The sequence below is a fragment of the Paenibacillus sp. plas6 genome, from assembly GCF_057221655.1.
Window position 1 is genome coordinate 2294740 of the sequence record NZ_CM170151.1, and the last position, 26005, is coordinate 2320744.

Consider the following 26005-nt stretch of genomic DNA (forward strand, 5'->3'; position numbering starts at 1 on the left):
AATAACTCATTACAATAGTGGCTGTCCGTTAGGATAGCCTTTTATTTTTTTTCATAACTTATCGAACTTTTTTTACACTTCGAGCCAATAGTATATGTAACACCTAATAGGAGGCCGGTCCCTATGAAAAAATTGGATTGGAGCCCCTTGCTCATCCGGATGAGTCAAGGGGAGGAGGAAGCTTTTCGAATGGTGTACGAAGCGTCAAAGGACGATGCCTATCGTTTAATTTACTATCTTACTTCTAACAAGAACGATGTTCCTGACATTATGAGTGAGGTGTACATTGAACTGCTTAGAAGTGTGAATAAGTATCGGCATAATCAATCGTTCGAGGCGTGGTTTAACGGTATTATCGTTAGACAAGTACGCAATTGGAAAAGAAAAAACTGGAGATTATTTCGCATTATGGAGAAGCTAAAGCGGACGACAGAAATACCTCATGATAAACAAGCGAATGATCGCTTGCGTTCAATTAATGACAAAATGGATCTGCTGCCTATATTGAATGAGCTTCCCTATAAAGCGAGAGAAGTCATTGTACTTAGGTATTATCAAGATTGCTCGCTAGAAGAAATTGCAACTGTACTAAACATTCCATTAGGAACCGTTAAATCAAGACATCATCATGCCCTCAAGCTATTGCGTCGTCGATTTGAGCAATCAGGCGAAGGAAAGGAGAGAGAAGGTTATGTCTATTGAGCATCAGCTGGCAGAAGCTTTTAAACGCAATAATGAATCATTGAAATGTCCTCCCTCACTGGATGCTTCCATCATGGCGCAATACAGAGTAGAGATGGTGGAGAAAAAGGGGACGTTTGTTATGAAAAGAAAAGTAACATTATGGAAATCAGCGATCGTTGCGTTACTTGTTGTAGTGCTAAGCGGATTTGCCTATGGAGGCACCAAGCTGCTTTATTCAAATTCTGAAGGGAATGTTAAATGGTCTATTCATAGCAGTGAATCCTTGCAGTATACGCAAGAGGAGCTAGATCAGCTAAGAGCCAAAATTAAAGCAGTAGAGAATCAGCTTGCGCCAGGTCAATTAGCTGCTGTTTATTTGCCAGAAGCTTTGAAGCAATTGCCCGGAATAGATCCGTTAATCGGTGTATCAAAGCCTGCATTTATCACTAATTTTCAAGAGTGGAAATCAGTATTAGAGCAAGCGGAAGTGGCAGAATACATTCCTGATCAATTGTTAGACGGAGAATATCAATTTGTAAAGGGCGCTATTAGTAATACGAACATTACATTCGACTCAGTAATAAATGTTGAAGAGTTGAAAGCTGAGTATGAAAATAAGGGAAACACCGAGCCGGTATGGATATTAACAGAGGCAGACCCGTCACTGGACAGCTATACGTCAGTTTATCAGGACAGTCATGGAGAGTTGATTCAGTTAAACGTGAGCCTCTATAAAGATACTTTTAAGCTGGATGGCTATATCTCTTCAACATCAGAATACGATAACTATGAACTAAATGGTCATACTGTTCACTACACTGAAAATACGCAATTTTTGTTTGGCGATAGCAGTTTCTTGCAAACGGTAAGCTGGCAAGAAACGAATGGAGATAGTGCAGTGATTTATTCGCTAAATACGCATTCACCTGATATTACAAAGGAGCAATTGCTAGAAGTAGCGGAAAGCTTGCTTAAGGAGTAAGGTTAGATAAATTAGAACGAAGGGATGTTCTTTCATCGAATTGATGAAAAAGCATCCCATTTTTTATTCATAATAAATATAAAGTCTAAATACAGGAATGTGACGACATCATACAGAACAATAGAAGAAGCAAATCTAAGGAGGAATCGCAATGGAATTAAAGGAAGTTCGTTGGGGAATTATCGGTTGTGGCAACGTTACCGAAGTAAAAAGCGGACCAGCTTTTCAAAAAGTAAAAAATTCAAAGTTAGTTGCTGTTATGCGCCAGAACAGGTCATTTAGCGGAGGATTATGCAAAAAGACACGGTGTTGCTAAATGGTATGATGATGCCGATGCACTGATTAATGACCCAGAAGTCAATGCCATCTATATCGCTACTCCTCCAGGTTCACACAAGGAGTACACCTTGAAAGCGGCGAAGGCAGGCAAGCCTGTTTACGTAGAAAAGCCAATGGCTTTAAATTGGCCGGAATGCCAAGAAATGATTGAGGCTTGTAGAGCAGCAAACGTGCCGTTGTATGTAGCTTATTATCGCCGAGCACAGCCAAGATTTCTAAAGGTAAAAGAGCTTTTGCAAAATAGGGCAATTGGCGAAGTGAGATTTGTTACAACAACCCACTATCGAAAGGCAGGAAAAGATGAGTTGGATTCCACTAATCTTCCATGGCGAGTGCAGCCTCATTTATCAGGCGGCGGATTATTTTTTGATTTAGCAAGTCATACTTTAGATATTTTGGATTATTTATTAGGTCCTATTAAGCAAGCTAAAGGTTTTCACAGTAATCAAGCAGGTCATTACTCGGCTGAAGACATTGTAACGGGTACATATTTGTTTCAATCAGGAGTTCATGGAGTAGGCAGTTGGTGCTTCTCTGCTTTTGAACATGTCGATCGCAATGAAATAATCGGCAGTGACGGAAAAATCTCATTTTCGACCTTTGGTGATGATCCAATTATATTAACAACGGATAAAGGGGAGCAGCAGTGGCATTTTGAACGACCGCAGCATGTTCATCAACCGTTAGTCGAAAAAATTGTCGTTGACTTAACATGCGGTAGTCATTTATGTCCAAGTACAGGAGAAACAGGGGCAAGAACAAACTGGGTTATGGATGAGCTTATGAAACAGTAATATTTGATATGGATAAATTTTATTAGTTAATAACAAAAAATTTAAATATTAAGATAACTTTAAATAAATAGAGGAGAACTAAATGGTTAGATAAGTTTAAATGAGTTGCAAGAGTCGCTAATAACTTTAGCGGCTCTTATTTTTTATAATTCTACATATATAATAGAAAAAATTTGCTCAAAGATAAAAAAGTTCTATCATTTTCAACGCAGGTTATGCTTTAAATGTATGGCTATATAGTTGTAAGATTGGAAATGAAATGTAAATAAGGTCATTGCAATGTAATTATGCGAATTTTTCCGTCTTTTAACTGACAATTAACTATCCTATAATAGATAATAGGCGAATGGATAAATCAAAGTAAAACACTATGATATAAACTGTTGATACTGGAAAAGGTGTGTGACTTGGTCGCACTCTGGGTTTTTACCTAAGCGAGGCCACCTACAGCCTTTCTTCAAATATTACAATATGAGGACGGTTAAGATGAGTAACAAGAACAATCAAACAGATGTTATTTTAATTGGTGCCGGTATAATGAGTGCGACGCTAGGCTCGCTGCTTAAAGAATTAATGCCTAGCTGGGAAATTAAAGTGTTCGAGAAGCTGGACAAAGCAGGGGAAGAAAGTTCAAATGAATGGAATAATGCAGGAACTGGTCATGCTGCATTGTGCGAGCTAAACTACACTTCTGAGAAACCAGATGGCACGCTAGACATTAGCAAGGCGATTAAAGTTAACGAGCAGTTTCAACTATCTAAGCAGTTCTGGGCTTATCTTGTGGACCGCAAAATTATTAAAAACCCGCAAGATTTTATTATGCCTTTGCCTCATATGAGTTTGGTACAAGGCGAAAAAAATGTTGCTTTTCTAAAAAAGCGCTATGAAGCGCTATCAAAAATTCCATTGTTTGATGGCATGGAATTTACTGAAAATCCAGAAAAGTTAAAGCAATGGGTGCCTTTAATTATGGAAGGACGTACTGACAATGAACCGATAGCCGCAACGAAAATTGATTCAGGTACAGATGTCAATTTTGGTGCGCTAACACGTTTGTTGTTTGAGCATTTGAAACAGCAAAAGGTAGAGATTCATTATAAGCATAGCGTAGTAGATATTAAGCGCGCTGGTGACGGTAACTGGGAGCTTAAAGTAAAGAATCTTTCTACTGGTGTAGTTGAGCGTCATAAAGCGAAATTTGTGTTTATTGGCGGCGGCGGTGGAAGCTTACACTTGTTGCAAAAATCAGGTATTCCTGAAGGTAAGCGTATCGGTGGATTCCCTGTTAGCGGCTTGTTTATGGTATGTAAAAATGAAGAAGTTATTGCTAAGCATCACGCTAAAGTATATGGCAAAGCTAAAGTTGGCGCTCCGCCAATGTCCGTACCGCATCTTGATACACGTTATATTAATAACAAGAAGTCATTATTATTTGGACCGTTTGCTGGCTTTTCACCAAAATTCCTTAAGACGGGCTCAAATTTAGACTTATTGACTTCCGTTAAGCCGCATAATGTGTTAACGATGCTGGCTGCTGGTGTGAAGGAAATGGCTCTTACCAAATACTTAATTCAACAGCTTATGCTTTCAAACGAGCAACGTTTGGAGGAGCTGCGTGAATTTATTCCTAATGCTAAACTTGAGGATTGGGATATCGTAATTGCTGGTCAACGCGTACAAGTCATTAAGGATACAGAGACGGGTGGTCGCGGTACGTTGCAGTTTGGTACTGAGGTTGTTAGTGCAGCCGACGGTTCGATTGCAGCGCTGCTTGGAGCTTCTCCAGGTGCCTCTACTGCTGTGCATGTTATGCTTGAGGTTTTAAATAGATGCTTCCCGCAACAGATGAAAGAATGGCAACCTAAGTTGAAGGAAATGATTCCGTCTTATGGTGTATCTTTATTAGATAATGTACAGTTACTAAAACAACTTGATCAATCTACTGCAGCTTCATTGCGCTTAAGAGATAAACAAACTGCTAAAATGTAGGGACAATCAATAAGTTTATATTTTGAACATAGATGAGGTTGCTTTGCTTTTCAATGATGTTGAAAAGCGAAACAACCTCTTTTTTATTATAAATTGATAGCGCTTAAATGGTAAAAGCCGCTATAATTTAGTTGTAGTAATTGATTAATGGAGGTGCTTGTAAGATGAGTGAATTAAAGGAGCAAGCGGGTTATTTTGGTGAGTTTGGAGGCAGTTTTGTTTCACCAGAGCTACAAGAAGTGTTAGATTACTTGTATGAGCAATTTGTCAAGTTTAAAGATGATCCAGATTTTAAGAGAGAATTAAATTACTACTTAAAAGAATATGTAGGGCGTGAAAATCCTTTAACCTTTGCTTCACGAATTACCGAAAAATGGGGAGGAGCAAAAGTATATTTAAAACGTGAAGATCTTAACCATACTGGGGCTCATAAAATTAATAATGTTGTTGGGCAAATATTATTAGCAAAACGGATGGGAGCTAAACGTGTAATCGCTGAAACTGGTGCAGGGCAGCATGGAGTTGCTACTGCTACTGCATGTGCGATGTTCGATATGGAATGTGTTATTTATATGGGGGCAGAGGATACTCGCCGCCAAGCATTAAATGTGTTCCGTATGGAACTGCTGGGCGCAAAAGTCGTGCCTGTATCAAGTGGACAAGGCCGCCTAAAAGATGCTGTTGATGCAGCACTTAATGATTTGGTTGAAAATTATAAGACAACCTTTTATTTATTAGGATCTGCCGTAGGACCGCATCCATTTCCTACAATTGTTAAACATTTCCAATCAATTATTAGCGAGGAGTCTAAACGACAAATTGTTGAGAAGGAAGGTCGCTTGCCTGATGCAGTAATTGCCTGTGCAGGTGGTGGCAGTAATGCAATTGGTGCATTTGCTCATTACATAGATGAGCCAAGTGTGCGTTTAATCGGGGTTGAACCAGAGCTTGCGCCTTCACTTACCCAAGGAGTACCTGGAATGCTACATGGCTTTAAATGCTTAGTATTGCTTGATGAAGAAGGAAATCCGAAGCCAACCTACTCCATTGCAGCCGGCTTAGATTATCCAGGAATCGGACCAGAGCATAGCCAATTAAAGGTAAGCGGTCGTGCAGAATACTATAGCGTAAGTAATGAAGAAGTGCTGGAGGCTTTCCAGGAACTTTCTGCGACAGAAGGCATCATTCCAGCGCTAGAAAGTGCTCATGCTGTTGCTTATGCTAAAAAGCTAGCGCCAACGTTAAGCAAGGATAGTATCATTATCGTTAATTTATCAGGTCGCGGCGATAAAGACGTTGAACAAGTGTTCCATATGCTCAAAGGTGAATAAAAAGAATCCAGTAGGTACATAAAATAACTGTTATAAGGGATGCTCAGAAAGTCAGTAGTTACAGCAAACTGACGAGCTGAGCATCCCTTTTTAGTATGCCTATATATAGGCATAGTTTGAGCGGAAACAGTTACCGTTATTAATTTAGCAAATCAACACAGTCATATACCCACCCAGCACTTAACCAACCGCCGATATCGCTGCTGCCGCTAGCGACTCCGATCGTGATGGTGTTAGAACCGTTATTTAGATAAGAAGCAGGGATGGTCCAACTGTACATATGATTATTTCCGCGGTAAGTTCCGATTGTAAAGCTGCGACTATTTGGTTGGCTAGATGCGCTTTGAATACTTAGTGCATTGCCATTGACAGAAACGCTTGGTCTTCCGCCATATAAGGCAGCCGTAATTCCGATTCTTAATACATGAGAAGATGAAGCTTGCGTAGAGTTAAGATTGAACGTAATTGTAGTAGGTGAGTTCGTTTGGCGAGCTTGAATTGCAGGGAACTTATTTGTTGCACTGCCAACTGCATAAGTTACAGGTCCCCAGCTTGGGTTACGGCTATCAGATGGGTGACGGATGCTAATGGTTTGCCCATTAAGCAGCTCAAGCGGAGTACCATCCCATTTCCCAATTCGCCAAATTGCGGCTGCGGTGCTTGGATCGTTATTTATCGTGCGAGTATTTAGTGTAGTCGTTTGATTCGCATTAATCGTTACACTCTCTGTGTATACTGCCAATTCTCCTTTATATACGGTCATCGTATATGTGCCTGGTATCATACCGTACTTTGTTGCTTGACCGCTAGAGTTTGTCGTTGTCCAGTATTGTGCATTGCTATTGGCAAAGCCAATTGTATACGTATAGCCGCTTTCCATACCATTTAAACCGTTAAGTACAAAATTTCCTCGACTGGAAACCCAGCCCTGTAAGTTTAATCCAGACATCCAGCTAAAATCCGGTACACTTGGGGTAGCGCCATTTGTAAATACTAATGCATAAGGACCATGCAGTCCCATACGGAATGCCTCAGTTTGTGCATGACCTGAATTCATATAGTTGTATACTTCTGTGTCTGTTCCGCTTTGAAACTGAATATCGCGGAAAAAAGGTCCGCCTGAGCTTTTTTCTCGATTACCGTAAGCCATAAATACGCCTACACCGTTTCCAGTTACACCACGGATAGATAAATCTTTCGCTTGGTCGTTTCCATAATATTTTGAGACGGTTTGCCCATTAGAGAAACCGAACACATCCGAGCTTTCTACAGTTACTGTGCTGTTACGTGTTTTAGATTCGGCTGGTACATTGGTTAGCACATCGCCTTTACCGCGGAAGATGTAGCGCAGCTCACCGACAGAAGGCTCTGCTGTTATATAGGTTGCCATATAGATGATGTTTTCGCCACCGCGTGAAGAGTAATAATGGGTGAGTGTTGATGTTTGTACAGTAATTAGAACGGTAGAGCCAGATGGAGACTTATTCCAGGTAACTGTAGCGGAGCCTAACCCAGAACCAATATGTGAGCTTTTACCTGTGGCGATTAATTCAGTGCTATTAAACTTGGCTGAGGTCATACTTCCGGTCGACTTTTGAATTGTGTATTCCAGTCCAGCCCCAGTATTTACAATAATATTTGTGCCTGTATCTGTGACATAAACAGTTGCTGCGTTAACATTTGAAGCGGGGATAAACATCGCGGTAACAACGAGAGTGAAGACGAGGAGCAAACTTACAGACTTGCGTGAAACAGAGAAACTACCTAACATTTAACCAATCCCTTCAATAAAGATTTATCATAAGCAGCCGTACATGTTAGCGCTTATAAAGCATCTTTAAGGGTAGTGCAAATTATTATGTTAAGTACGACTACTGTGATCGGTTACTAGTATAATGAAAAAGCTCTCGAATCAACAGTCAAAAATCAGTGTTTATGCACCTCTAATTTTTAATGGTTGTTGGAATAATGTACATCATTCGGGGAATTAAGCTGCTTACTAGTTGAGGTCGTTCGGCTAAGCTAAGCATAGTTTTTCGTGTTTTTAGCTACAATAAGCATGATACTTTAAGTACTCAAATAGGGAGGATAATGTCGATGGCTAAACATTCTGATATAAGTTGGAAGCAAGATCATCCTGTTAGCTTATCTGGTAATGCAGTTCAACGAGCGAATCGCGCAGTAAAGCAAGCATTGTCACATCCAGAGGAACAAATAATTGAGCAGGCACAAAATTCATTAGCCCATGCTGAACAGGCAGTGTACAATGCAGCTCAATATGAGGAGCATATGGAGCTCGTGCAGCAACATCAGGAGCAATTAGAAACGATGAAGCAGCAATTACAACAGGCAGAGTATATTGTTGAGGATCGTGAATACAGCTAATCATCTTTTGTTATAATGACGAAATTATTATGCTGTTATTGGATTATTGCAGCTAATTGAAAGCCCCATTCTAATGTAGAATGGGGTTATCCATAAATTCAACTTCAACATCATACAATAAAGATAGGCGTTTCAGTGACTACTTGGTCATCACATAAATATCTGATAAAGTATGCTCCCGACTTCGTAATAGGAAATCGTACATCTTCCACAATATCATTTAAATGGCCTAGATCTTTGCCTTCCATATAGAGTAGATGTTCTTTTGACCTAAATATTTGCGATCTTTGATGTGTAACTGCTATGCAAGTTGAATATTGTTGCCCTCCTCTATAAAAAACTTTAATGAGTACGTTCAGCATGATGATTGTTGGATATACATCTACTTTTATACGAGAACGTACATTTTGCATATTGTAGGACAAATCTTCATAATTCGTTTCAATTTTATCGCATATAGTAAGTTGTGCATAAATATCATTCATACGATGCCCTCCCAAATTAATTATGAATATTGTTCTTCTAAGTAAGTCGTAACCTCGGAGATGTAAGAAGTCTGCTCTAATAAAAAAACTTTGCTACGGTGAGAGTTAATTAGTGATTTCTCTGAAATATAATTAGGATCTATTACAGTTCCATACCACTGCTTTTTTTTGGTCTCGAACAACCATGTGGGCGCATCAAAAATGACATAAATAGAGGAGCGCATTTGATTTTTAAGAATTTCATCTAATTTCTTTAATAGAGAGGATGAGTAATGAATATAAAGCACAGGTATTTTGCTATCAAAGACTAGATTGTTATCGTAAAAGTACTGCTGCAAACTTTGCAAAAGTAGCTTTTTTCTGTTGAGATCGACAATGTTAGAGGTAATTATTAACAATATTAGGATACTTAACAAAAGAAAGTTAAACATTTATCCTCCTTATTGCTCTTTTCTTAATAAGAATATCTAGAACTATAATTGAAATCATGACAGTAAGCACTAGACTAATCTGTGGAACCATCTCTGTATTTGGAACTAACAAGTTTATAATGATTAAAACCATAAAAAAATGTTTCGTAGAATAGGGTTTCGATTTAAAAAGTCAAATTGACCGAAGCAAGTACAGGAGTCTAAACTTTTTTTCTTACTGTTGAGTAACAAAAGAAGAGTAAAAGAAAGTAAAAGCAATAAGCCTAAAATATGGGCCCAAAATAAAAAATATTGTAAAGTCAATAAAATTACTAATAACAGCTCAATAAATAGCACAAAAATTGAAGCTTAAGTAACAAGATATTTCGGAATAAGCTTATATGACATAATCGAATATTTAAAATTTTTAAAATCTAACAATTTAAAGTAGAACGATGTAAAGAAAAGAAGGATCAAAATTGAGAGTATAAAATATTATGTGTAAATGAATAAATGCAAAAGGAAGACCTTTTCTTGTAGAATTGAGTTACCACACAAAATTCACAGAGAGAGGTCTTCCCTATGAATCATTTTACAACAGATTTAGTCCAAGCTCTAGTTACAAAACAAGATGTGACTGAAATTTTTCGTATTCACCTCGAAAGAGCGATGAATCACTTGTTAACAACCGAGTTAACCGCCTTCCTAGATTACGAAAAGTATGATCGTGCAGGCTTCAATACAGGCAATTCTCGTAACGGCAGCTATACACGTACGCTCCATACGGAATACGGCGATCTGCACCTTCAAATCCCTCGTGATCGTAATGGAGCGTTCAAGCAGCAGACCGTAGCACCCTACAAGCGATCCAACGACACGTTAGAATCGTTTGTCATTCATATGTTCCAAAAGGGCGTAACCATGACTGAAATCGCTGATCTGATCGAGAAAATGTATGGGCATCATTACACCCCGCAAACCATTTCTAACATGACGCAAGTGATGGTAGGGCATGTGGATGCCTTCTTGAAACGCTCGTTAGCTACACGCTATGTCTGCGTCTATTTGGATGCAACCTACATTGCTGTAAAGCGTGAGACCGTTTCGAAAGAAGCGGTTTACTTAGCTGTTGGCATTCGCGAAGATGGTTCTAAGGAAGTGTTAAGCTATGCCATTGCTCCAACCGAGTCTGCTTACGTGTGGAAAGAGCTTCTGCAAGACCTTCGAGAAAGAGGCACAGAAGAAGTGCTACTCTTTATTTCTGATGGATTAAAAGGCATGGTTGATGCCATTTTCGAGGTCTTTCCAGGTGCCAAATACCAAACCTGTTGTGTTCATCTTGCTCGCAATCTTGCTCATAAAGTGCGTGTGTCTGATCGTGCTGAGATCTGTGATGATTTCAAGACCGTATACCGTGCAAAAGATGAGCAAGCTGGTCGTGAAGCACTAGAACGTTTCTGTGATAAGTGGAAAACTGCTTATCCTAAAGCAACGAAAGCCTTAGTGGAGAATCCCTATATCTTCACGTTTTACAGCTTTCCACAGTCGATTTGGAGAAGCATTTACTCTACTAATCTTATTGAATCCTTTAACAAGCAGATCAAGAAATATACCAAGCGGAAAGAGCAATTTCCTCATGAAGAAGCACTAGAAAAATTCTTAGTTTCACAGTTCGAAGGCTATAACCAACGCTTTGCTACAAGATGTCATATTGGCTTTGATCAAGCTCGTGCAGAACTACAAGCCATGTTCAAAAGCAACACGTAATTCAACTGCTACAAGTAAAAGTTATTTTTATTTGAAAGATTGTAATATGAAGTGCGACACCTAAAAAAATAACTCATGACGAATTCGTGTAGAATGAAGTTACCAGACACCACCTACAAGGAGAACTCGTCATGAGCTATACACATCTTACCATAAACGAGCGTACAAAAATAGAAACATTATTACATTTAGGATGGAGTGCAAGAGCCATTGCACAGCAGATCAAGCGCCACCATTCTACGGTTTCTCGTGAAATACAACGCATGAATAACCACTCTTCTACTTATGAGGCTAGCGACGCACAAGCCGATTATCAGCACAAGCGGATGCAAAGTAAACCAAAAGGAAAGTGGAACAAAGACAGAGCACATTACCTTACTCAAACTCTGGCTGCAACATGGTCTCCAGAACAAATTGAAGGTCGAATGAAACAAGACGATCCTGAGCACGCGGTATCCTTTAAGACCATCTATCGCTGGATTTACCAGGGGAAGCTCGTCCAAGGAAACACCATCTTCTTGCGACACAAGGGAAAGCGTAGAAAGCCTCGTGAAAGCAGAGGTCGCTTTAATCTTGGATTATCCATCAGGCAACGTCCAAAAGAAGTGAAGCAACGTGAAACCTTTGGTCATTGGGAGCTTGATACTGTCGTTTCTAGCCGTGGTAAAAGTAAAGGCTGCTTGGCTACCTTTGTCGAACGAAAAACACGCTATTACTACGCTGTAAAAATGCCTGACCGTTCAGCCTTGTCTATGGAGAAAGCTGTTGCTACGGCTTTAGAAGAACTTGCTTTACCTATGTTTACAGCTACCGTTGACCGTGGGAAGGAATTCGCTTGCCATCAAGCATTGTTAGAAGAACACGGCTTGATGGTTTACTTTGCTGATCCTTATTCATCTTGGCAAAGAGGCAGTAACGAAAATGCCAATGGGCTTCTCAGAGAATTCTTTCCTAAGAAGTTCGACTTAAACACGATAGATCAAGCTGAACTTGAATGTGCTTTAGATTTAATCAACCATAGACCACGTAAATGTCTAGGTTGGAAAACTTCTCACGAAGCGATTATGGACGAGTTGTCGCACTTAGCTTGACAATCTATCATATAAATATGCGTAATCAATCTGGATTGAAATCAAATACCTAGATATGTACTATGTATTTTAAGTAATTACTTGAAATAATAATTAAAAGCTAAATAAAATCAATATTAGATAAGCTGAACATTGAAAATTGAATGGTTTACCTGTCGCCAATCTAGTAACTTCACACAGATGAAAAATGGTATTTTATGCATTATCATTTATCTCTTTAACATAACTAAAGAATAAATATATTTCGGAGGTAGTAATGAATATAATAGTTTACTCGAAGTATAGATTGTTTTCATTACATCTGGAGAACGAAATGCATAGATTGGGCTATTTTATAACAAATATTAGTTCAGAGATACATTTGAATAATTTATTGGTTGAAAATTACGATTACATAATAATATGTACTTTATCAGTTGGTTTTGATGATATTCAGTTCTGTAATCGCATTATAAAGAAATTCAGAATACCCGTTCACATATATTCCAATTTAATAGGGGAAGATAAGCTAGAGATTATAGAAAAACTAGGTATTAAATTAATAACTGATATTGAGCTAGTTAAAGAAATTGAAAACGGTGATCAAAAAATAAGAAAAAAAATAAAAGAAAAAATTGTAACCTTAAGAGGGACAAGAACGATTAATAAAATTGAAATTGATTTTAATAATAGGGTTATCAAAAAAGGGGATTTGGAAATTGAATTAAGTGGACGAGAAATTGATTTACTAAAAATTTCGGTTGAAAATAGAAATTGTATAATTAAGAAGGATGAACTAATAGAAGCGATTTGGAATGGAATTGCTAATGATACAAACGTGTATATTACTATTCAAAAGTTGCGAAAAAAATTGAAGTTAACCCGCAGAAACCTGATTTTATCATAACTAAAAAGGGAGGAGGATATATGTTAAAAACTTGTGATTAAGTTAGTTGATTGTAAGGTATATATCTGTATTCATTAAAGCTTCATTATAATTTAAAAATACACTTTTTAACTTCACTACGCATTTACCCTCATAAATTGATTATAAACCATATCTCAGTCACTCAATAAACCTTCCTAAGTTACATTCAAAGAGCAATGAAATTTAAAGTCTAATTTGATGAAAATAGAATACAGATATAGATTAACGATGAACTATTATTAAATATTTGTGCAATAGTATATAGCTAATTAGGTAGCAGTATCGAACTTTTAATGAGGTGTTATTGTGTTTAAGGATGAAAACCAGCCAACGAATACGATTTCAGATGGGATAAAAGAAAGTAAAAAAAGAATAAATAAGAAAAAATTGATTTTTCGAGTAGCACTAATAAGCACAGGCATTATGATTGCAGCAATTTTATTTATTGCATATCAAGTAAAATTAAGCGTTGATAAAATGGTTGTTCCTACAGTTAACAAAGACATAAGTATTAATTTAGAAGAACAAAAAGATACAGTAACTGAAATTAATCCAGAAAGTCAGGAAGAGTTATATTTTTTAGTGATGGGGTTAGATTATCGAGATGAGCACAATGCTTTACTTACAGATTCTATAATGGTCATTCATATTATTCCCCAAGCATCATCGATTAAGTTGTTGTCTATCCCGAGGGATTTGCTGGTTGAAAATACGAGAGGGTGGACAGCTAAAATAAATTCATTGTTTAGTGAAGGTATTCTTTTAACTAAACAACAAGCGAAAGAAGACCCTTCTATGTTGGTAGGAGATACTGTAAAGCTTGGCTCGGTTGAAATAGATAAAGCCGTACTTAGCGGTGCGATGGCTAACACGAGATCCAAAATTGAAGATTTACTTGATATTAAGATAAATTATACAGCAGTAATTAATTTTTCGACATTGGTAGATCTGGTCGATGAGGTTGGCGGTATAGAAATTGATGTGAAGCGATCAATGAAGTATCGAGTCACTAATCTTTATCTTGAGCCAGGGTTACAAATATTAAATGGGGAAGAAGCGCTTGGCTATGCGCGTTTCAGAAAAGATGATCGAGGATCCCGATACTATGCAAGCGACTTTGAAAGGGGGATGTATCAGCAAGAAGTTGTCAAAGCTTTAGCCGATCGAATTTTTTCCTGGGAGAATAGTATAAAGGCACTTAAGCTGTTAGATATTGTTTCAAGCAATGTACAAACAGATATGGATTTTTCAGCGATGTATTCTATCTTTAAGGATTATTATCAAACTTTTAATAGTGACTCGTTTCATTCTGTACAATTTCCTGAACAATATTCATCGTCCGGTGACGTCATAATATCGGATGAAAAACTTCTTGAATTGCAGCAAACATTTAAAGCTACAGAATAGTGGTAATTAAAAGGCTGTCCATTAATTGAAAATCTCCTTTTAAAAAATAGGCAATATTGTTTACCATTTTGCCGTAATAAGGGGGAATTTCAACTTGAGACAGCCTTTATTCATATTTATTCAATTAGGGATGGTTGAATATTGCCAATTACTCAATTAACGTTTGCATCGTTTACGACGAGAATAGCATAGCAATTGTTTTTTCTTTAAACATTGTTTTTTTCTGCGAGTAGTCTTGCTTTGCTTTAATAATTTATTACTGCTATAGCCAGTGCCGCCTCCGCCAACGGCGTGTTGTTGTTTTGTTCCTTCACTGTCGATAGCAGCGTTAGTACCGGCTGTACTATCTTTACCGCCACCGCTTGCAACTTGTGTTGCGGAAGCTTCGGTACCTTCAGGCAACTCAGCGATTTGATCATTGATGACGATCACTACCTCTTTTTTGTAACGCTTGCTTTGAGATTTTTTCTTTATCCGTTTTTTACGATTTTTAGCGCATGATAATTTCCCAATATTATTTGCTGTTCCTTCTGCTCCTACGCTTTGCTGCTGGAATGTATAAGGCGAAGAAATTGCAGCATTATTGCCTGCTGCACTGCTTTCTCCAGCACCGCTAGCAATTTGTGTAGTATTTGGTGAATTCGTATATTGCCTATTGTATACGACTACTACACGATTTACTCCTCTTAATGGGATGCGAGAATATGTTCTCTCTCCTCCTTTTTGCAGAATAACAAGTAATTTGTCTCTCTGACTTGTCATGCGATCAACCTTTCTCTAAAAAAATGAGTCAAGCTCTATTAATCTATGAATCTAGAAATCGAATGTTGTAGATTAATTACATTGGAAAAAATTTGGATCTCCAAAGAAATTTTGCGAAAGATGAGTTAGAGATGTGAATTTGTCTTATACTGATAAAGGTAGAAGGAGGAATACTATGGATGATAAATGTTGAACAGGCAGGGTTGTTGAAGGAGGAAAAATTCTCAAGGAGCAAATGGACATTGACGCGAAATTATTTTCAGTATATGCAGCGGGTTGAAGAACATGATTAAGCTAACCAATGTTAGTAAAAGCTTTGTACATTATCAGGCACTTAAGTCAGTGAGCTTAACGATTGCTAAAGGGCAGATCTACGGCATAATTGGGGCAAGTGGAGCGGGAAAATCGACACTGCTCAGAATAATGAACTTGTTAGAGCGTCCTGACCAAGGAGAGGTTGAAGTAAATGGAGAACTTCTGACGGCATTAACAAGCAAGGAACTGCGTAAAGCTCGGCAGAAAATTGGAATGATATTTCAGCATTTTAATCTGCTGGCAAATAAAACCGTTTTTGATAATGTGCTTATTCCACTACAGCTTGTCGGAGCAACGCGTCAGGCTCGACGTCAGCGAGTAATGGAATGTTTAGAATTTGTTGGCTTATCGCAATATGCGAGTAAGTATCCAGCTCAATTAAGCGGTGGACAGAAGCAACGTGTGGCAATTGCTAGAGCATTAGCCAATTATCCAGAGCTTTTGCTATGCGATGAACCTACCTCTGCACTTGATGCTGGTACGACTAATGAAATATTAAGTGTATTGGAAAATATTAATAAAACATTGGGTGTAACGATCGTGATTGTTAGCCACGAGTTAGATGTAATTAAGAGCATTTGTAATGGTGTAGCGGTTATGGCTGAGGGAGAAATATACGAGACATTAACGATAAAACGTAATGGTATTAAGCCTGCTGACAAAAGTCCTCAAAGCTTGGTAGACAAGCTCACAGAGGAGGGAGGCGAAGATGATGCCTGATGTATTAATTCAATACAAAGCGGAAATTATTAAAGCAATAGGAGAAACCTTCATCATGGTAGGAATGTCGATTGTTGCTGCGATAATTGTTGGATTGCCAATAGGTACCTTTCTCTATTTGTGCAGAACTGGGAATATTATGGAAAACCGTTGGATCTATTCATCGCTTAATATTGTCGTCAATATCATTCGCTCATTTCCCTTTTTATTGCTTGTTGTATTTCTAATTCCATTTACAAGATGGGTTGTTGGTACAGCTATTGGTACTGTTGCAGCTACTGTACCGTTGTCAATTATTGCGATTGCTCATTACGCACGGTTAGCTGAGCAAGCATTGCTTGATGTGCCAAAAGGCGTACTTGAGGCTGCTGTTGCGATGGGTGCGTCGTTAAAAGACATCATTTTTAAGTTTTTATTCGTTGAAGCTCGTTCAGGTCTTGTATTTGGCCTTACAACGTCAATCGTCAGCTTTATTTCGTATTCGACTATTATGGGAGTAGTTGGCGGCGGAGGTATTGGAGATTTTGCAATTCGATATGGCTATCAGCAATTTAAGACGGATTTAATGTTGTATGTCATAATCATTATGATTATTCTAGTGCAGTTAATTCAATATATCGGCACAACAATAGCAAGAAAAATAGACAGAAGATAATTGGACAGTTGAGAGGAACTTTAATATGAAAAAAATTGGTTTTGTTATGTTAATGCTTGCAGTACTGTTAACTGCTTGTTCTCAATCAAATGAGCAAGGAAACGCAAATACGTCAACTAATAATAACCATCAAGATCACAGTGAACATACTGTATTGAAGGTTGCATCCCTTATTCCACCAATGACGGAAATATTGGAGTTAGTAAAACCGCAATTAGAGGAACAAGGAATTATGCTTGATGTTGTTGTACTTGGCGATAACGTTCAGCCAAACACAGCGCTGGCTGCTAAAGAAGTGGATGCTAACTTTTTTCAGCATGTACCGTATATGGAGGAATTCAATCGTAACAACGATGCGGAGTTAGTTCCAGTCAAAGCAATATATTTCGCTAATTATGGCGTTTATTCAAAAAAATATAGTTCAATGGATGAGATTCCAGAAGGTGCGACTATTGCGATCGCGAACGATGTATCTAATGTCGACCGCTCCTTAAGGCTGCTAGCACAGCATGGAGTTATTACTTTAAAAGAAAAAACAGACAGCTACTATACACAGGCTGATATTATAGATAACCCGAAAAATTACAAACTTGAAGAAATCGATTTGCTGATGTTAGCAAGAATGTATGATGATGCAGATGCTGTTGTAATGACCCCAGCCTATGCTAAACCGCTTGGCTTAACACCGAAGCATGATGCCCTATTAACTGAGGGTGTTGAAAATGACTTTGCCATTACACTTGTTGCACGAAAAGACAATGTTGATTCTGATCCCATTCAAAAGCTAGCTGAAGCAATGACAAGTGAAGAAGTGCGCCAGTTCTTAGAAGAAAATTATGATGAAACTGCTATACCAGCGTTTTAATTAAACGCATATCATCTAATAATAAACGGTAAATAAGCCCAGTAAAGTGGAGAGTTACACCTAGCTGGGCTTATTTTTTATATACATAGAGAATGAATAATAACTAATATTCCTTGAAATGCTATAACACATGAAAAGAATCATGATTTAATTTGGTTTAATTAGACAAAGCGGAAGGAGATTGAAATATGTCAATTCCTCAACCCCCTAATTATGGCTCTGTAATGGATTGTCAGGAAAAGCCACTTACCTTTCCACCGCAGCATCAAGACGAGCAGCCCGGTCTAGAGCATTTAATGAATCCTGCGCCAATTTTTGACAATCCTAACTATATTGGCAGTAACAAGTTAAAAGGTAAAGTTGCCATTATTACTGGCGGGGACAGCGGTATAGGCAGAGCGGTTGCAATCGGATTTGCTAAAGAAGGAGCAAGCATCGTTATTACGTATACGTCTCACGAAAAAACGGATGCGGAAAATACAAAGAAATTAGTGGAGAAATATGGTCAACGGGCTGTCATTATTGAAGGAGATTTAAAGGAGAAGAATTTTTCTGAGGCTGTTGTCAAAGAAACAATAAAACAGTTTAATCGCTTAGATATAGTTGTATTAAACCAAGCGGTGCAATACCCTCAGCAAAGCATTGCAAATATTACGGAAAAGCAGCTCGAAGAAACATATCGCACTAACATCTTCCCATTTTTTTATTTAACTCAGGCTGCATTACCGCATTTGAAGCAAGGCAGTACAATTATTTGTACAGCATCAATCACCGCGTATGAAGGAAATCCTCAGCTTGTTGATTATTCAACGACGAAGGGAGCAATCGTTACCTTTACACGCTCACTTTCCCAGCAGCTTGTTGGTCAAGGGATACGGGTAAATGCAGTAGCACCAGGACCGATTGATATGCTCCCCTCAAAGTAGACACCTGAAATAACAAAAATCAGGACTACTTTTGAGGGGAGTTTTCTATGAGTAGAAAAGGAAAAGGAATTAGCTATGAACTAAAATTAGAGGCAGTAGAAAAATATCTCCGTGGACAAGGAAGTCTACGAAGTATTGCACGTGAATACGGAATCGGGAAAACTACTTTTCGGCAGTGGATCGCGAATTATGAATCCATGGGTCCATCAGGACTTCTCACTACGAATACAAACAAACGATATATTGCAGGGTTGAAAACCGCAGCGGTCCAAGCATATCTTCGTGGAGAAGGAAGTCTGGAGGAGATTTGCAAGAAATTTAAAATCCGTAGTAGAACACAGCTTCGCAACTGGATCACGTTGTATAATAATGGTCATATAGATCGATGGGAAAAAAGCCAAGGGAGAGGGTTCTATATGACCAAGGGACGAGCTACCACATTGGACGAGCGAATCGAAATGGTAAGCTTCTGCTTAGCTAAAGGCAAAGACTATGGCTTAACCATGGAGAAGTACAACGTATCCTATCAACAGATTTATAGCTGGGTACGTAAATACGAAGAACGAGGTGTAGATGGACTCATTGACAGGCGGGGGAAACGTAAAACGCTAGACGAAATGAGTGAAGTCGAACGGTTACAGGCAGAGAATAAAATGCTTAGAGCCGAAATCGAACGAAAGGAAATGGAGAATGCGATCTTAAAAAAGCTTCAGGAAATCGAAAGGAGGCGGTACTAAGCGGAGTACGCCAGGAAAAGCTTTACCTAGTTGTAAAAGAGCTTCATGAACAAGAAGGATATCCGATCGCAAAGATTTGCGAGTTCCTGGACTTAAACAGATCATCCTACTACAAATGGCTACGCCGCGAAAAAAGTGCTCGGGAGCGAGAGAATGAAGACTTGCTCCACAAGCTTGGGGCTATCTACGCAGAAGTTTATGGGATATATGGATATAGGCGACTGACAGATGAACTGAACGCAAGGTACGAGACCCAGTACAACTACAAGCGAATTTACCGCCTGACTCAGCTAGCTGGCATCAAAGCGGTGATCCGGAGAAAGCGTCCACATTACCAGCGTTTCACACCAGAGGTTACGGCAGAAAACATATTGAATCGAGACTTTACGGCTGAGAAACTAAATGAGAAATGGTTAGCTGATGTCACAGAATTCAAGTATGGCAATAACGAAAAATTGTATTTAAGTGCGATTCTCGATCTGAAGGATAACAGCATTATCTCCTTTGCCATGGGCAAGAGCAATAATAACCGACTAGTATTCGACACCTTTGACTTAGCCGTATCCAGATACCCTGATGCACGCCCCATCTTTCATAGCGACAGGGGATTTCAGTATACCAGCAAACAATTTAAAGCCAGATTAGACAAGGCGGGGATGGCGCAGAGCATGTCGCGTGTAGGTCGTTGTATCGATAACGGCCCAATGGAAGGGTTCTGGGGCATCCTCAAATGTGAGATGTACTACCTGAACGGACATTTTGAGAATTACGAAAGCCTTGCTAAGGCAATTGAGGACTACATACACTTTTACAATTACAAGCGTAGACAGAAAAGGTTAAACAAGCTGCCTCCGATGACCTACCGTCAGCAGCTTGAAAATGCAGCATAAAAATGGACCCCGTAATTAACGGAGTCCAGACATTACGATTTTTGTTATTTCTACTGTCTACTTGACAGGGAGCAGTTCAGATTTGGACGCCTTTAATTGTTGCTAGCTTTACCCCGGATAAAGTAAAAAGTTTTGGAGCAGACACACCGATGAAGCGTGCTGGTCAACCATTCGAGCTTGCTCCAGCCTATATTTATTTAGCCTCCGATGATTCCTCCTACGTTACAGGTCAAGTCCTTCATGTGAATGGAGGCACAGTAGTGGGGTCTTAAAAAGCTTAAAGTAATTGAAAAAAGCCGTAAGCAATAATCCGTTAAGCAAGGAAAGCAGAAAGTATTACAAGGTTGAACAGTTTTGTTCAGCCTTTTTTAAGTTTTAATTTAAAGTTCTAATAAATTACTAAATAGCAATTTTAAGACTATTAACATAAGAGATATCCTTTATCTAACTAGAATCGTGATATAATTTTTTCAAACGATTGCGATACCAACACAAGCTATAGTAGAGGAGTAGGAACATGCGAGCTTGGTGGAAGTTAAATACATTGCGAAAGCAAATGTTTGTGCTTTATGCCGGTGTAATGCTTGTTATTTTGCTGACAATAGGCGTTTATATTAATATCCAAGTCAGCCATCTTTTGCATAGCAATGCTGAGCAGTATATGGAGAATACAGCAGTGCAGTCTATTGCTAACGTTGATTTGCTGATGAAGCAAATTGATACTTTCTCTTCCCAGGTTGCGACAAATGCAATGGTTCAATCACTGTTGCAAGATAGCTACAACGGTAAAAAGGTAAGCTTTGAGCGAATGCAGCCGCTTCAGCAGGAAATTCGTAAGCTAGAGGCATATCAGCAAGGGATTAAAGGGATCGAAATTTATAATTTAGAGGGAGTCAGCTATTTGCCAATTGGCAATGATCGTCTGGCTGATCGATACCCTGCAAACTGGATTAAGCAAGCAGATACCGCTGCTGGAAAATTAGTTTGGAACGATTATAACGATGAATTTCAAAGCAGTGTCGTTACGATGCGTAATATTCGACTAATGAATCAGTCGTTTCAGCCTGCTGGTTATCTCGTTGTACACGTAGATTTATCGCTATTTGATTTACAAATGCTGCAAAATAACGAGCAGGGCAATGGTGCTGATTATGTATGGCTTACGGATCAGTTAGGCAACGTTATTTTTACGAATGCCGAAAATTCCTTAACATTGCCTAATTCCAGCGGTGCAATGGATACTGTGGAGATTGAGGGGAATTCATATTTCATCGTAAAGCGAACGATTCCGAATGTTGGTTGGGATATAAGCATTTTAACACCAGTCAGTAAGGCAACAGAGGGATTAGCAATGCTTCGTTCTACGATCTTCATTGCATTTTTAGTAAGCAGCCTACTATTATTAATTTTAAGCTATTTTATTGCAGAACGTATTAGCCGTCCGATATTAAATTTAATTCGTGCAATGCGCGGTGCTCGATTGGGAGGGCTGAGACGAATTGATGCAAGCAGCAATACAATAGAAATTGGAGAACTGAATAATACGTACAACCAAATGATAGATTCTTTGCAAGCGCTTATTCAGGTTGTGTACGAGAAAGAAATTTTACAAAGTAAAACTGAGCTAAAGGCTTTGCAGGCACAGATAAATCCACATTTCCTATTTAATACTTTGGAAGCGTTCTATTGGGAATTAGAGGAAAAGGGTCAAAGTGAGCTTGCGGAAATTATTGTTGCTATGAGCGGCGTGTTTCGTTATGTAATTACGAAGCAAAATAGTGACGAATGGGTTACAGTTGGTGATGAGCTAGAGCATGCCGAGCGATATTTGCGCATTATGAAAATGCGGCTTATGGACAGATTCCAGTGGAGCATTAACTGTCCTGATATATATAAGCGCGTGCCAATTCCGAAACTGATGATTCAGCCTATTATTGAAAATGCGATTGAGCACGGCATTGAGCGAAGCTTAGAACCTGGCGAAATTTCAATTGAAGTAACTTTAGCAGAGGATGAAAAGCAACTTTATATTTGTGTAAAAGATAATGGACCAGGCTTTACCAGTGAAAAGCTTCATAAATTATTGTTTGAGCTGACACAAGAACCGATACATGACACAATTCAGGGAGCCGCACATCAAAATCCGCCTCATTTAGCTAAGGAACATAGAGGAAATGAGCATAACAAGCACACGAGTGTTGGTTTAAAAAATACAAATCAACGGTTGAAGTTATATTTTGGGGCTGGGCACCAAGGATTAAACATTAAAAGCTCCCAACTGGAAACAGAGGTAGGTTTCTATATACCGAAGTCGAAAGGAGAGGAATAAGCGATGATCAAATTTTTAATAGCAGATGATGAGCCTCGAACTAGAGAAGGAATTAAACGAGTGCTTGAAGGCTGGTTAACAGAAAGCTATCAAATTGAACTGGCTAACAATGGGACGATGGCGCAGCAATTACTGGAACGAGAACGATTTGACGTATTAATTACCGATATTCGGATGCCTGGCTTGAGCGGATTGGAGCTTGTCGAGCGTTTGATGCAATTGCAGCAAAAGCCATTTTGCATCTTTATCTCGGGATATCAAGAGTTTGCTTATGCACAAAAAGCAATTCAATTTGAAGCGATCGACTATTTGCTAAAACCGCTTGAAAAATCGGCGATTATTGCAGCAGTTGAACGAGCATTGGAGCGCAGAGAAGAAAGGCTTGAGCAGGAACGAATGAAAAAGGTAGTTGATATTCAGCTAGTTGAACTAAAGCAGGAGTGTAATCATAGCGAAATTAATAAGGCGCTTGAATATGTACACGCGCACATACAAGACTCGATTTCTGTTAAGCAGCTAGCTGCGATGCTGCATATGAACGCTAGTTATTTTAGTCAACTATTCAAGGAGCAGATGGGAATTAGCTTTTCTGATTATTTGACGCGCGAGCGGCTGCAGCTTGCCAAACGTTTATTACTTACAACTACGATGTCAATTCAGGATATTGCGGAGCAGACGGGCTATCAGACGGATCGTTATTTTATTCGTGTTTTTCGTGCTCATGAAGGAGTAAGTCCAGCACAATTTCGCAAGCAGCAACAAGCAATGATCTAATAAAAGTGGAATTTTTCCTATTTGTTGTGTCCTTACTTGGAAATTTGCTCTCGATATAATAGGAAATGTAAACGATTTCTATAAAAAAGGGGAGATCAAAATGAAAGCTAATAAAATGATTCCTATGCTGTTATTAGCTTTAACAGTGCTTGTTGCAGGTTGCGGAAGTAATTCTAGTAATTCAGATTCCAACAGCTCTGCAGATGGAAAAGGAAGCAATGCTAACAACTCAACGGCTTCAACTGAAAACGTAACCATTAATTTTATGCACCTATGGCCAGACGGTGTTTCAACTGCACAAAACAAAGTAGTTAACGATATTATTAAGCAGTATGAAGCAGATCATCCTAATGTAAAAATTAAGCTTGAAGTGCTAGATAACGAACAATATAAAAATAAGTTGAAAGTATTATCAACTTCCAATACTTTGCCTGATGTTGGCGTCACTTGGGCAGCAGGCTTCTTACAGCCTTATGTAGAGGGCGGTTTGTTTGCATCATTGGATGACTTACTAAGCAGCGGGCTTGGTGATCAATTTGTTGCAGGAACAACGGATGCATTCGAAATAGATGGCAGCACTTATGGTTTGCCGCTGGAGTTTAATATTGCTCCAATCTATTACAACAAGGAAATTTTTGCCAAGCACAATTTAGAAGTGCCGACAACATATGATGAGTTTCTTTCTGTTGTGCAAACATTGGTAGACAATGGCGTAACGCCTATTGCCCTTGGCAATAAAGATCGTTGGACTGGATCATTATGGTATATGTATTTAGCTGATCGCATTGCCGGTCAAGAAACGTTCTCTAATGCTTTAGCAGGTAAAGAGTCTTATATTCAAGACAGCTTGCTTCAGGCTGCTACTGAAATTCAAAACCTTGTAAATATGAATGCATTTAATAAAGGCTTTAATGGATTGTCAAATGATGAAGGTAAAGCAGATTTCTATAATGAAACTGCTGCAATGTATTTGATGGGTACATGGGAAGTTCCTAACTTCACATCAAATGAAGATATTCCTCAAGAATTTAAAGATAAAGTTGGTTTCTTTAAGTTCCCTGTTGTAAGCGGTGGCAAAGGAGACAGCAACAGTTGGGTAGGCGGTCCTGGTGTAGGTTTGTTCGTTGCTGAAAACTCAGCTGTTAAAGAAGAAGCAAAAGCTTTTGTCGCTTACTTTGTAGAAAAATGGGGTGAAAAGGCAGTAACTGATGCAGGTGTTATTCCAGCAACTAAAGTGGATACAAATAGTCTTGAACTGCCTGAACTATATGTTGAGCTATTTAATGAAATGAACAAAGCTTCTAGCATTACGCTTTATGCAGACGTGCAACTGGAGGCGGAAGCTGCTGAGGTTCATTTGAATCAAATTCAAGCACTATTCGGCAATGCCGTTACACCAGAGCAATTCTCAGAAGCGCATGAACAGGCAATTAATCAATAGTTAAACCAGATAAAGCTAGCGGATTAATAATAGCTGATTTACGATAGTCAAACTTAAGGAGGCTGTTCTAAATTCCATGATAGCAAAAGCTTTCTGGAGCGTTAGAACAGCCTTCGCGCTGGAAGGGGAGTAGCTTTATGAACAAGATGATGTCAAACAAGCTGTTAATTGCATTATATATGTTGCCTGCCATGCTGTTTTTGGCTTTGATCATTTATATTCCGATCGTGCTGACTGCTTACTATGGTTTAAATGATTGGAATGGCATTCGCGAAATGAAATTTATCGGGTTGGAAAATTATATTGAACTTATTAATGACAAAGCGTTTTGGAGCAGTGCGGGACATTCCTTATTACTGGCTGTCTTTTCATGTGCAAGCCTTGTTATTTACTTAATTATTTCTTTAGTGTTGGCTTCCAGAATTAAAGGTGCGAATATATTGCGAAAAATCTATCTGATTCCGATGCTTCTATCATCGGTGGCAATTGCACAGCTATGGTTAAAGATTTATCATCCGTCAAACGGGATTTTGAATATCTTTTTAGAGTCATTAGGTTTTACGAATACCCCGGAATGGCTGTCTAATCCGAATATTGTGCTATACGCAATCTTTTTACCGATTTTGTGGCAATATGCTGGTTTCTATATTTTAATCTACTACGCTGCCTTAAAAGGAGTGCCAAAAGAAATTGAAGAGGCGGCAACAATTGATGGAGCAACTGCTTGGCAAATTGCTTTCCGCATAAAAGTACCGCTAATTACCGAGGTGCTTAAAGTTACGCTAGTGCTGGCAATGGTCGGCTCGCTAAAATATTTTGATCTCATTTATGTCATGACACAGGGTGGACCTAACGGTGCAAGTGAAGTTATGGCTTCTTATATGTACCGTATTGCATTTAAACAATTTGACTTTGGCTATGCAAGTGCAGTCAGCTTCTTCTTGCTGCTAATTTGCTTAGTTGTAACTTGGCTAATTCGAAAATTAACTGCTTCCAATGAGCAGATTCAATATTCATAAG

22 protein-coding genes and 4 pseudogenes are annotated in these 26005 nt (G+C 38.7%); 21 read left to right on the forward strand and 5 right to left on the reverse strand.

Features of this window, described 5'->3' with window-relative positions:
- The first annotated feature begins 123 nt into the window (after positions 1 to 123).
- The 5 genes and pseudogenes from AC2TDL_RS10375 to trpB all read left to right on the forward strand — a co-directional run bounded on the left by AC2TDL_RS10375 (position 124) and on the right by trpB (position 6119).
- Positions 124 to 702, forward strand: a complete 579-nt coding sequence (locus AC2TDL_RS10375) for a sigma-70 family RNA polymerase sigma factor (RefSeq protein ID WP_484696068.1) — start codon at positions 124 to 126, stop codon at positions 700 to 702.
- On the forward strand, positions 692 to 1666 hold the full coding sequence (locus tag AC2TDL_RS10380) for a hypothetical protein (RefSeq protein WP_484696069.1): 975 nt from the start codon (positions 692 to 694) through the stop codon (positions 1664 to 1666). The genes AC2TDL_RS10375 and AC2TDL_RS10380 overlap by 11 nt, the downstream gene beginning before the upstream one ends.
- Positions 1667 to 1817: 151 nt before the next feature.
- Positions 1818 to 2799, forward strand: a pseudogene (locus AC2TDL_RS10385) (Gfo/Idh/MocA family protein).
- A 471-nt stretch (positions 2800 to 3270) separates the two neighbouring features.
- Positions 3271 to 4788: a malate:quinone oxidoreductase gene (locus tag AC2TDL_RS10390; RefSeq protein WP_484696070.1), complete on the forward strand. Its 1518-nt coding sequence runs from the start codon at positions 3271 to 3273 to the stop codon at positions 4786 to 4788.
- 164 nt (positions 4789 to 4952) lie between these two features.
- On the forward strand, positions 4953 to 6119 hold the full coding sequence (gene trpB, locus AC2TDL_RS10395) for a tryptophan synthase subunit beta (protein ID WP_484696071.1): 1167 nt from the start codon (positions 4953 to 4955) through the stop codon (positions 6117 to 6119).
- Between the two features lie 139 nt (positions 6120 to 6258).
- Here trpB and AC2TDL_RS10400 read toward each other — a convergent pair whose 3' ends face one another.
- Positions 6259 to 7890: a rhamnogalacturonan lyase B N-terminal domain-containing protein gene (locus AC2TDL_RS10400; RefSeq protein ID WP_484696072.1), complete on the reverse strand. Its 1632-nt coding sequence runs from the start codon at positions 7888 to 7890 to the stop codon at positions 6259 to 6261.
- A 326-nt stretch (positions 7891 to 8216) separates the two neighbouring features.
- Between AC2TDL_RS10400 and AC2TDL_RS10405 the strand changes: the two genes are divergently transcribed.
- Positions 8217 to 8504: a hypothetical protein gene (locus tag AC2TDL_RS10405; RefSeq protein ID WP_484696073.1), complete on the forward strand. Its 288-nt coding sequence runs from the start codon at positions 8217 to 8219 to the stop codon at positions 8502 to 8504.
- Positions 8505 to 8614: 110 nt separating this feature from the next.
- On the opposite strand, the gene AC2TDL_RS10410 is transcribed toward AC2TDL_RS10405, so the two are convergent.
- The 3 genes from AC2TDL_RS10410 to AC2TDL_RS10420 form a co-directional block, all read right to left on the reverse strand.
- Complete coding sequence (locus tag AC2TDL_RS10410; RefSeq protein WP_484696074.1) at positions 8615 to 8989, reverse strand: hypothetical protein; 375 nt, start codon at positions 8987 to 8989, stop codon at positions 8615 to 8617.
- Positions 8990 to 9009: 20 nt separating this feature from the next.
- On the reverse strand, positions 9010 to 9420 hold the full coding sequence (locus AC2TDL_RS10415) for a hypothetical protein (protein ID WP_484696075.1): 411 nt from the start codon (positions 9418 to 9420) through the stop codon (positions 9010 to 9012).
- Positions 9421 to 9543: 123 nt separating this feature from the next.
- A complete protein-coding gene (locus AC2TDL_RS10420) occupies positions 9544 to 9756 on the reverse strand; it encodes a MauE/DoxX family redox-associated membrane protein (RefSeq protein ID WP_484696076.1) in 213 nt (70 codons plus the stop codon).
- A 225-nt stretch (positions 9757 to 9981) separates the two neighbouring features.
- Here AC2TDL_RS10420 and AC2TDL_RS10425 point away from each other — a divergent pair, with 225 nt between their 5' ends.
- From AC2TDL_RS10425 to AC2TDL_RS10440, 4 genes are all read left to right on the forward strand, one after another.
- On the forward strand, positions 9982 to 11166 hold the full coding sequence (locus AC2TDL_RS10425) for an IS256 family transposase (protein WP_484696077.1): 1185 nt from the start codon (positions 9982 to 9984) through the stop codon (positions 11164 to 11166).
- Positions 11167 to 11297: 131 nt separating this feature from the next.
- On the forward strand, positions 11298 to 12257 hold the full coding sequence (locus AC2TDL_RS10430) for an IS30 family transposase (RefSeq protein ID WP_340834498.1): 960 nt from the start codon (positions 11298 to 11300) through the stop codon (positions 12255 to 12257).
- 256 nt (positions 12258 to 12513) lie between these two features.
- Positions 12514 to 13143, forward strand: a complete 630-nt coding sequence (locus AC2TDL_RS10435; RefSeq protein WP_484696078.1) for a winged helix-turn-helix domain-containing protein — start codon at positions 12514 to 12516, stop codon at positions 13141 to 13143.
- Between the two features lie 327 nt (positions 13144 to 13470).
- Positions 13471 to 14571, forward strand: coding sequence for an LCP family protein (locus AC2TDL_RS10440; protein WP_484696079.1), 1101 nt, complete (start codon positions 13471 to 13473; stop codon positions 14569 to 14571).
- 156 nt (positions 14572 to 14727) lie between these two features.
- Here the strand turns inward: AC2TDL_RS10440 and AC2TDL_RS10445 are convergent, their stop codons facing one another.
- Positions 14728 to 15333 carry a hypothetical protein gene (locus tag AC2TDL_RS10445; protein ID WP_484696080.1) on the reverse strand — a complete coding sequence of 202 codons (606 nt, stop codon included), beginning with the start codon at positions 15331 to 15333 and terminating at the stop codon, positions 14728 to 14730.
- Between the two features lie 285 nt (positions 15334 to 15618).
- Here AC2TDL_RS10445 and AC2TDL_RS10450 point away from each other — a divergent pair, with 285 nt between their 5' ends.
- The 11 genes and pseudogenes from AC2TDL_RS10450 (at position 15619) to AC2TDL_RS10500 (ending at position 26004) form a co-directional block, all read left to right on the forward strand.
- Positions 15619 to 16368, forward strand: a complete 750-nt coding sequence (locus tag AC2TDL_RS10450) for a methionine ABC transporter ATP-binding protein (RefSeq protein ID WP_484696081.1) — start codon at positions 15619 to 15621, stop codon at positions 16366 to 16368.
- On the forward strand, positions 16361 to 17023 hold the full coding sequence (locus tag AC2TDL_RS10455; protein WP_484701133.1) for a methionine ABC transporter permease: 663 nt from the start codon (positions 16361 to 16363) through the stop codon (positions 17021 to 17023). Before AC2TDL_RS10450 ends, AC2TDL_RS10455 begins: the two co-directional genes overlap by 8 nt.
- 25 nt (positions 17024 to 17048) lie before the next feature.
- Positions 17049 to 17888 carry a MetQ/NlpA family ABC transporter substrate-binding protein gene (locus AC2TDL_RS10460; RefSeq protein WP_484696082.1) on the forward strand — a complete coding sequence of 280 codons (840 nt, stop codon included), beginning with the start codon at positions 17049 to 17051 and terminating at the stop codon, positions 17886 to 17888.
- A 188-nt stretch (positions 17889 to 18076) separates the two neighbouring features.
- Positions 18077 to 18793: pseudogene (locus tag AC2TDL_RS10465) on the forward strand (SDR family NAD(P)-dependent oxidoreductase); the annotation flags it as partial.
- 68 nt (positions 18794 to 18861) lie between these two features.
- A complete protein-coding gene (locus AC2TDL_RS10470; RefSeq protein WP_484696083.1) occupies positions 18862 to 19551 on the forward strand; it encodes a helix-turn-helix domain-containing protein in 690 nt (229 codons plus the stop codon).
- Between the two features lie 20 nt (positions 19552 to 19571).
- Positions 19572 to 20441 (forward strand): annotated as a pseudogene (locus AC2TDL_RS10475) (IS3 family transposase); the annotation flags it as partial.
- An 80-nt stretch (positions 20442 to 20521) separates the two neighbouring features.
- A pseudogene (locus AC2TDL_RS10480) lies at positions 20522 to 20713 on the forward strand (SDR family oxidoreductase); the annotation flags it as partial.
- 245 nt (positions 20714 to 20958) lie between these two features.
- The gene (locus AC2TDL_RS10485) at positions 20959 to 22770 is read left to right on the forward strand and encodes a cache domain-containing sensor histidine kinase (RefSeq protein ID WP_484696084.1); all 1812 of its coding nucleotides are present in this window, start codon (positions 20959 to 20961) and stop codon (positions 22768 to 22770) included.
- A 3-nt stretch (positions 22771 to 22773) separates the two neighbouring features.
- Positions 22774 to 23544: a response regulator gene (locus AC2TDL_RS10490; RefSeq protein WP_484696085.1), complete on the forward strand. Its 771-nt coding sequence runs from the start codon at positions 22774 to 22776 to the stop codon at positions 23542 to 23544.
- A 100-nt stretch (positions 23545 to 23644) separates the two neighbouring features.
- Entirely contained in the window at positions 23645 to 24985 is a 1341-nt protein-coding gene (locus tag AC2TDL_RS10495; RefSeq protein WP_484696086.1) for an extracellular solute-binding protein, read from the forward strand.
- Between the two features lie 137 nt (positions 24986 to 25122).
- A complete protein-coding gene (locus AC2TDL_RS10500; protein ID WP_484696087.1) occupies positions 25123 to 26004 on the forward strand; it encodes a carbohydrate ABC transporter permease in 882 nt (293 codons plus the stop codon).
- Position 26005 lies beyond the last annotated feature (1 nt).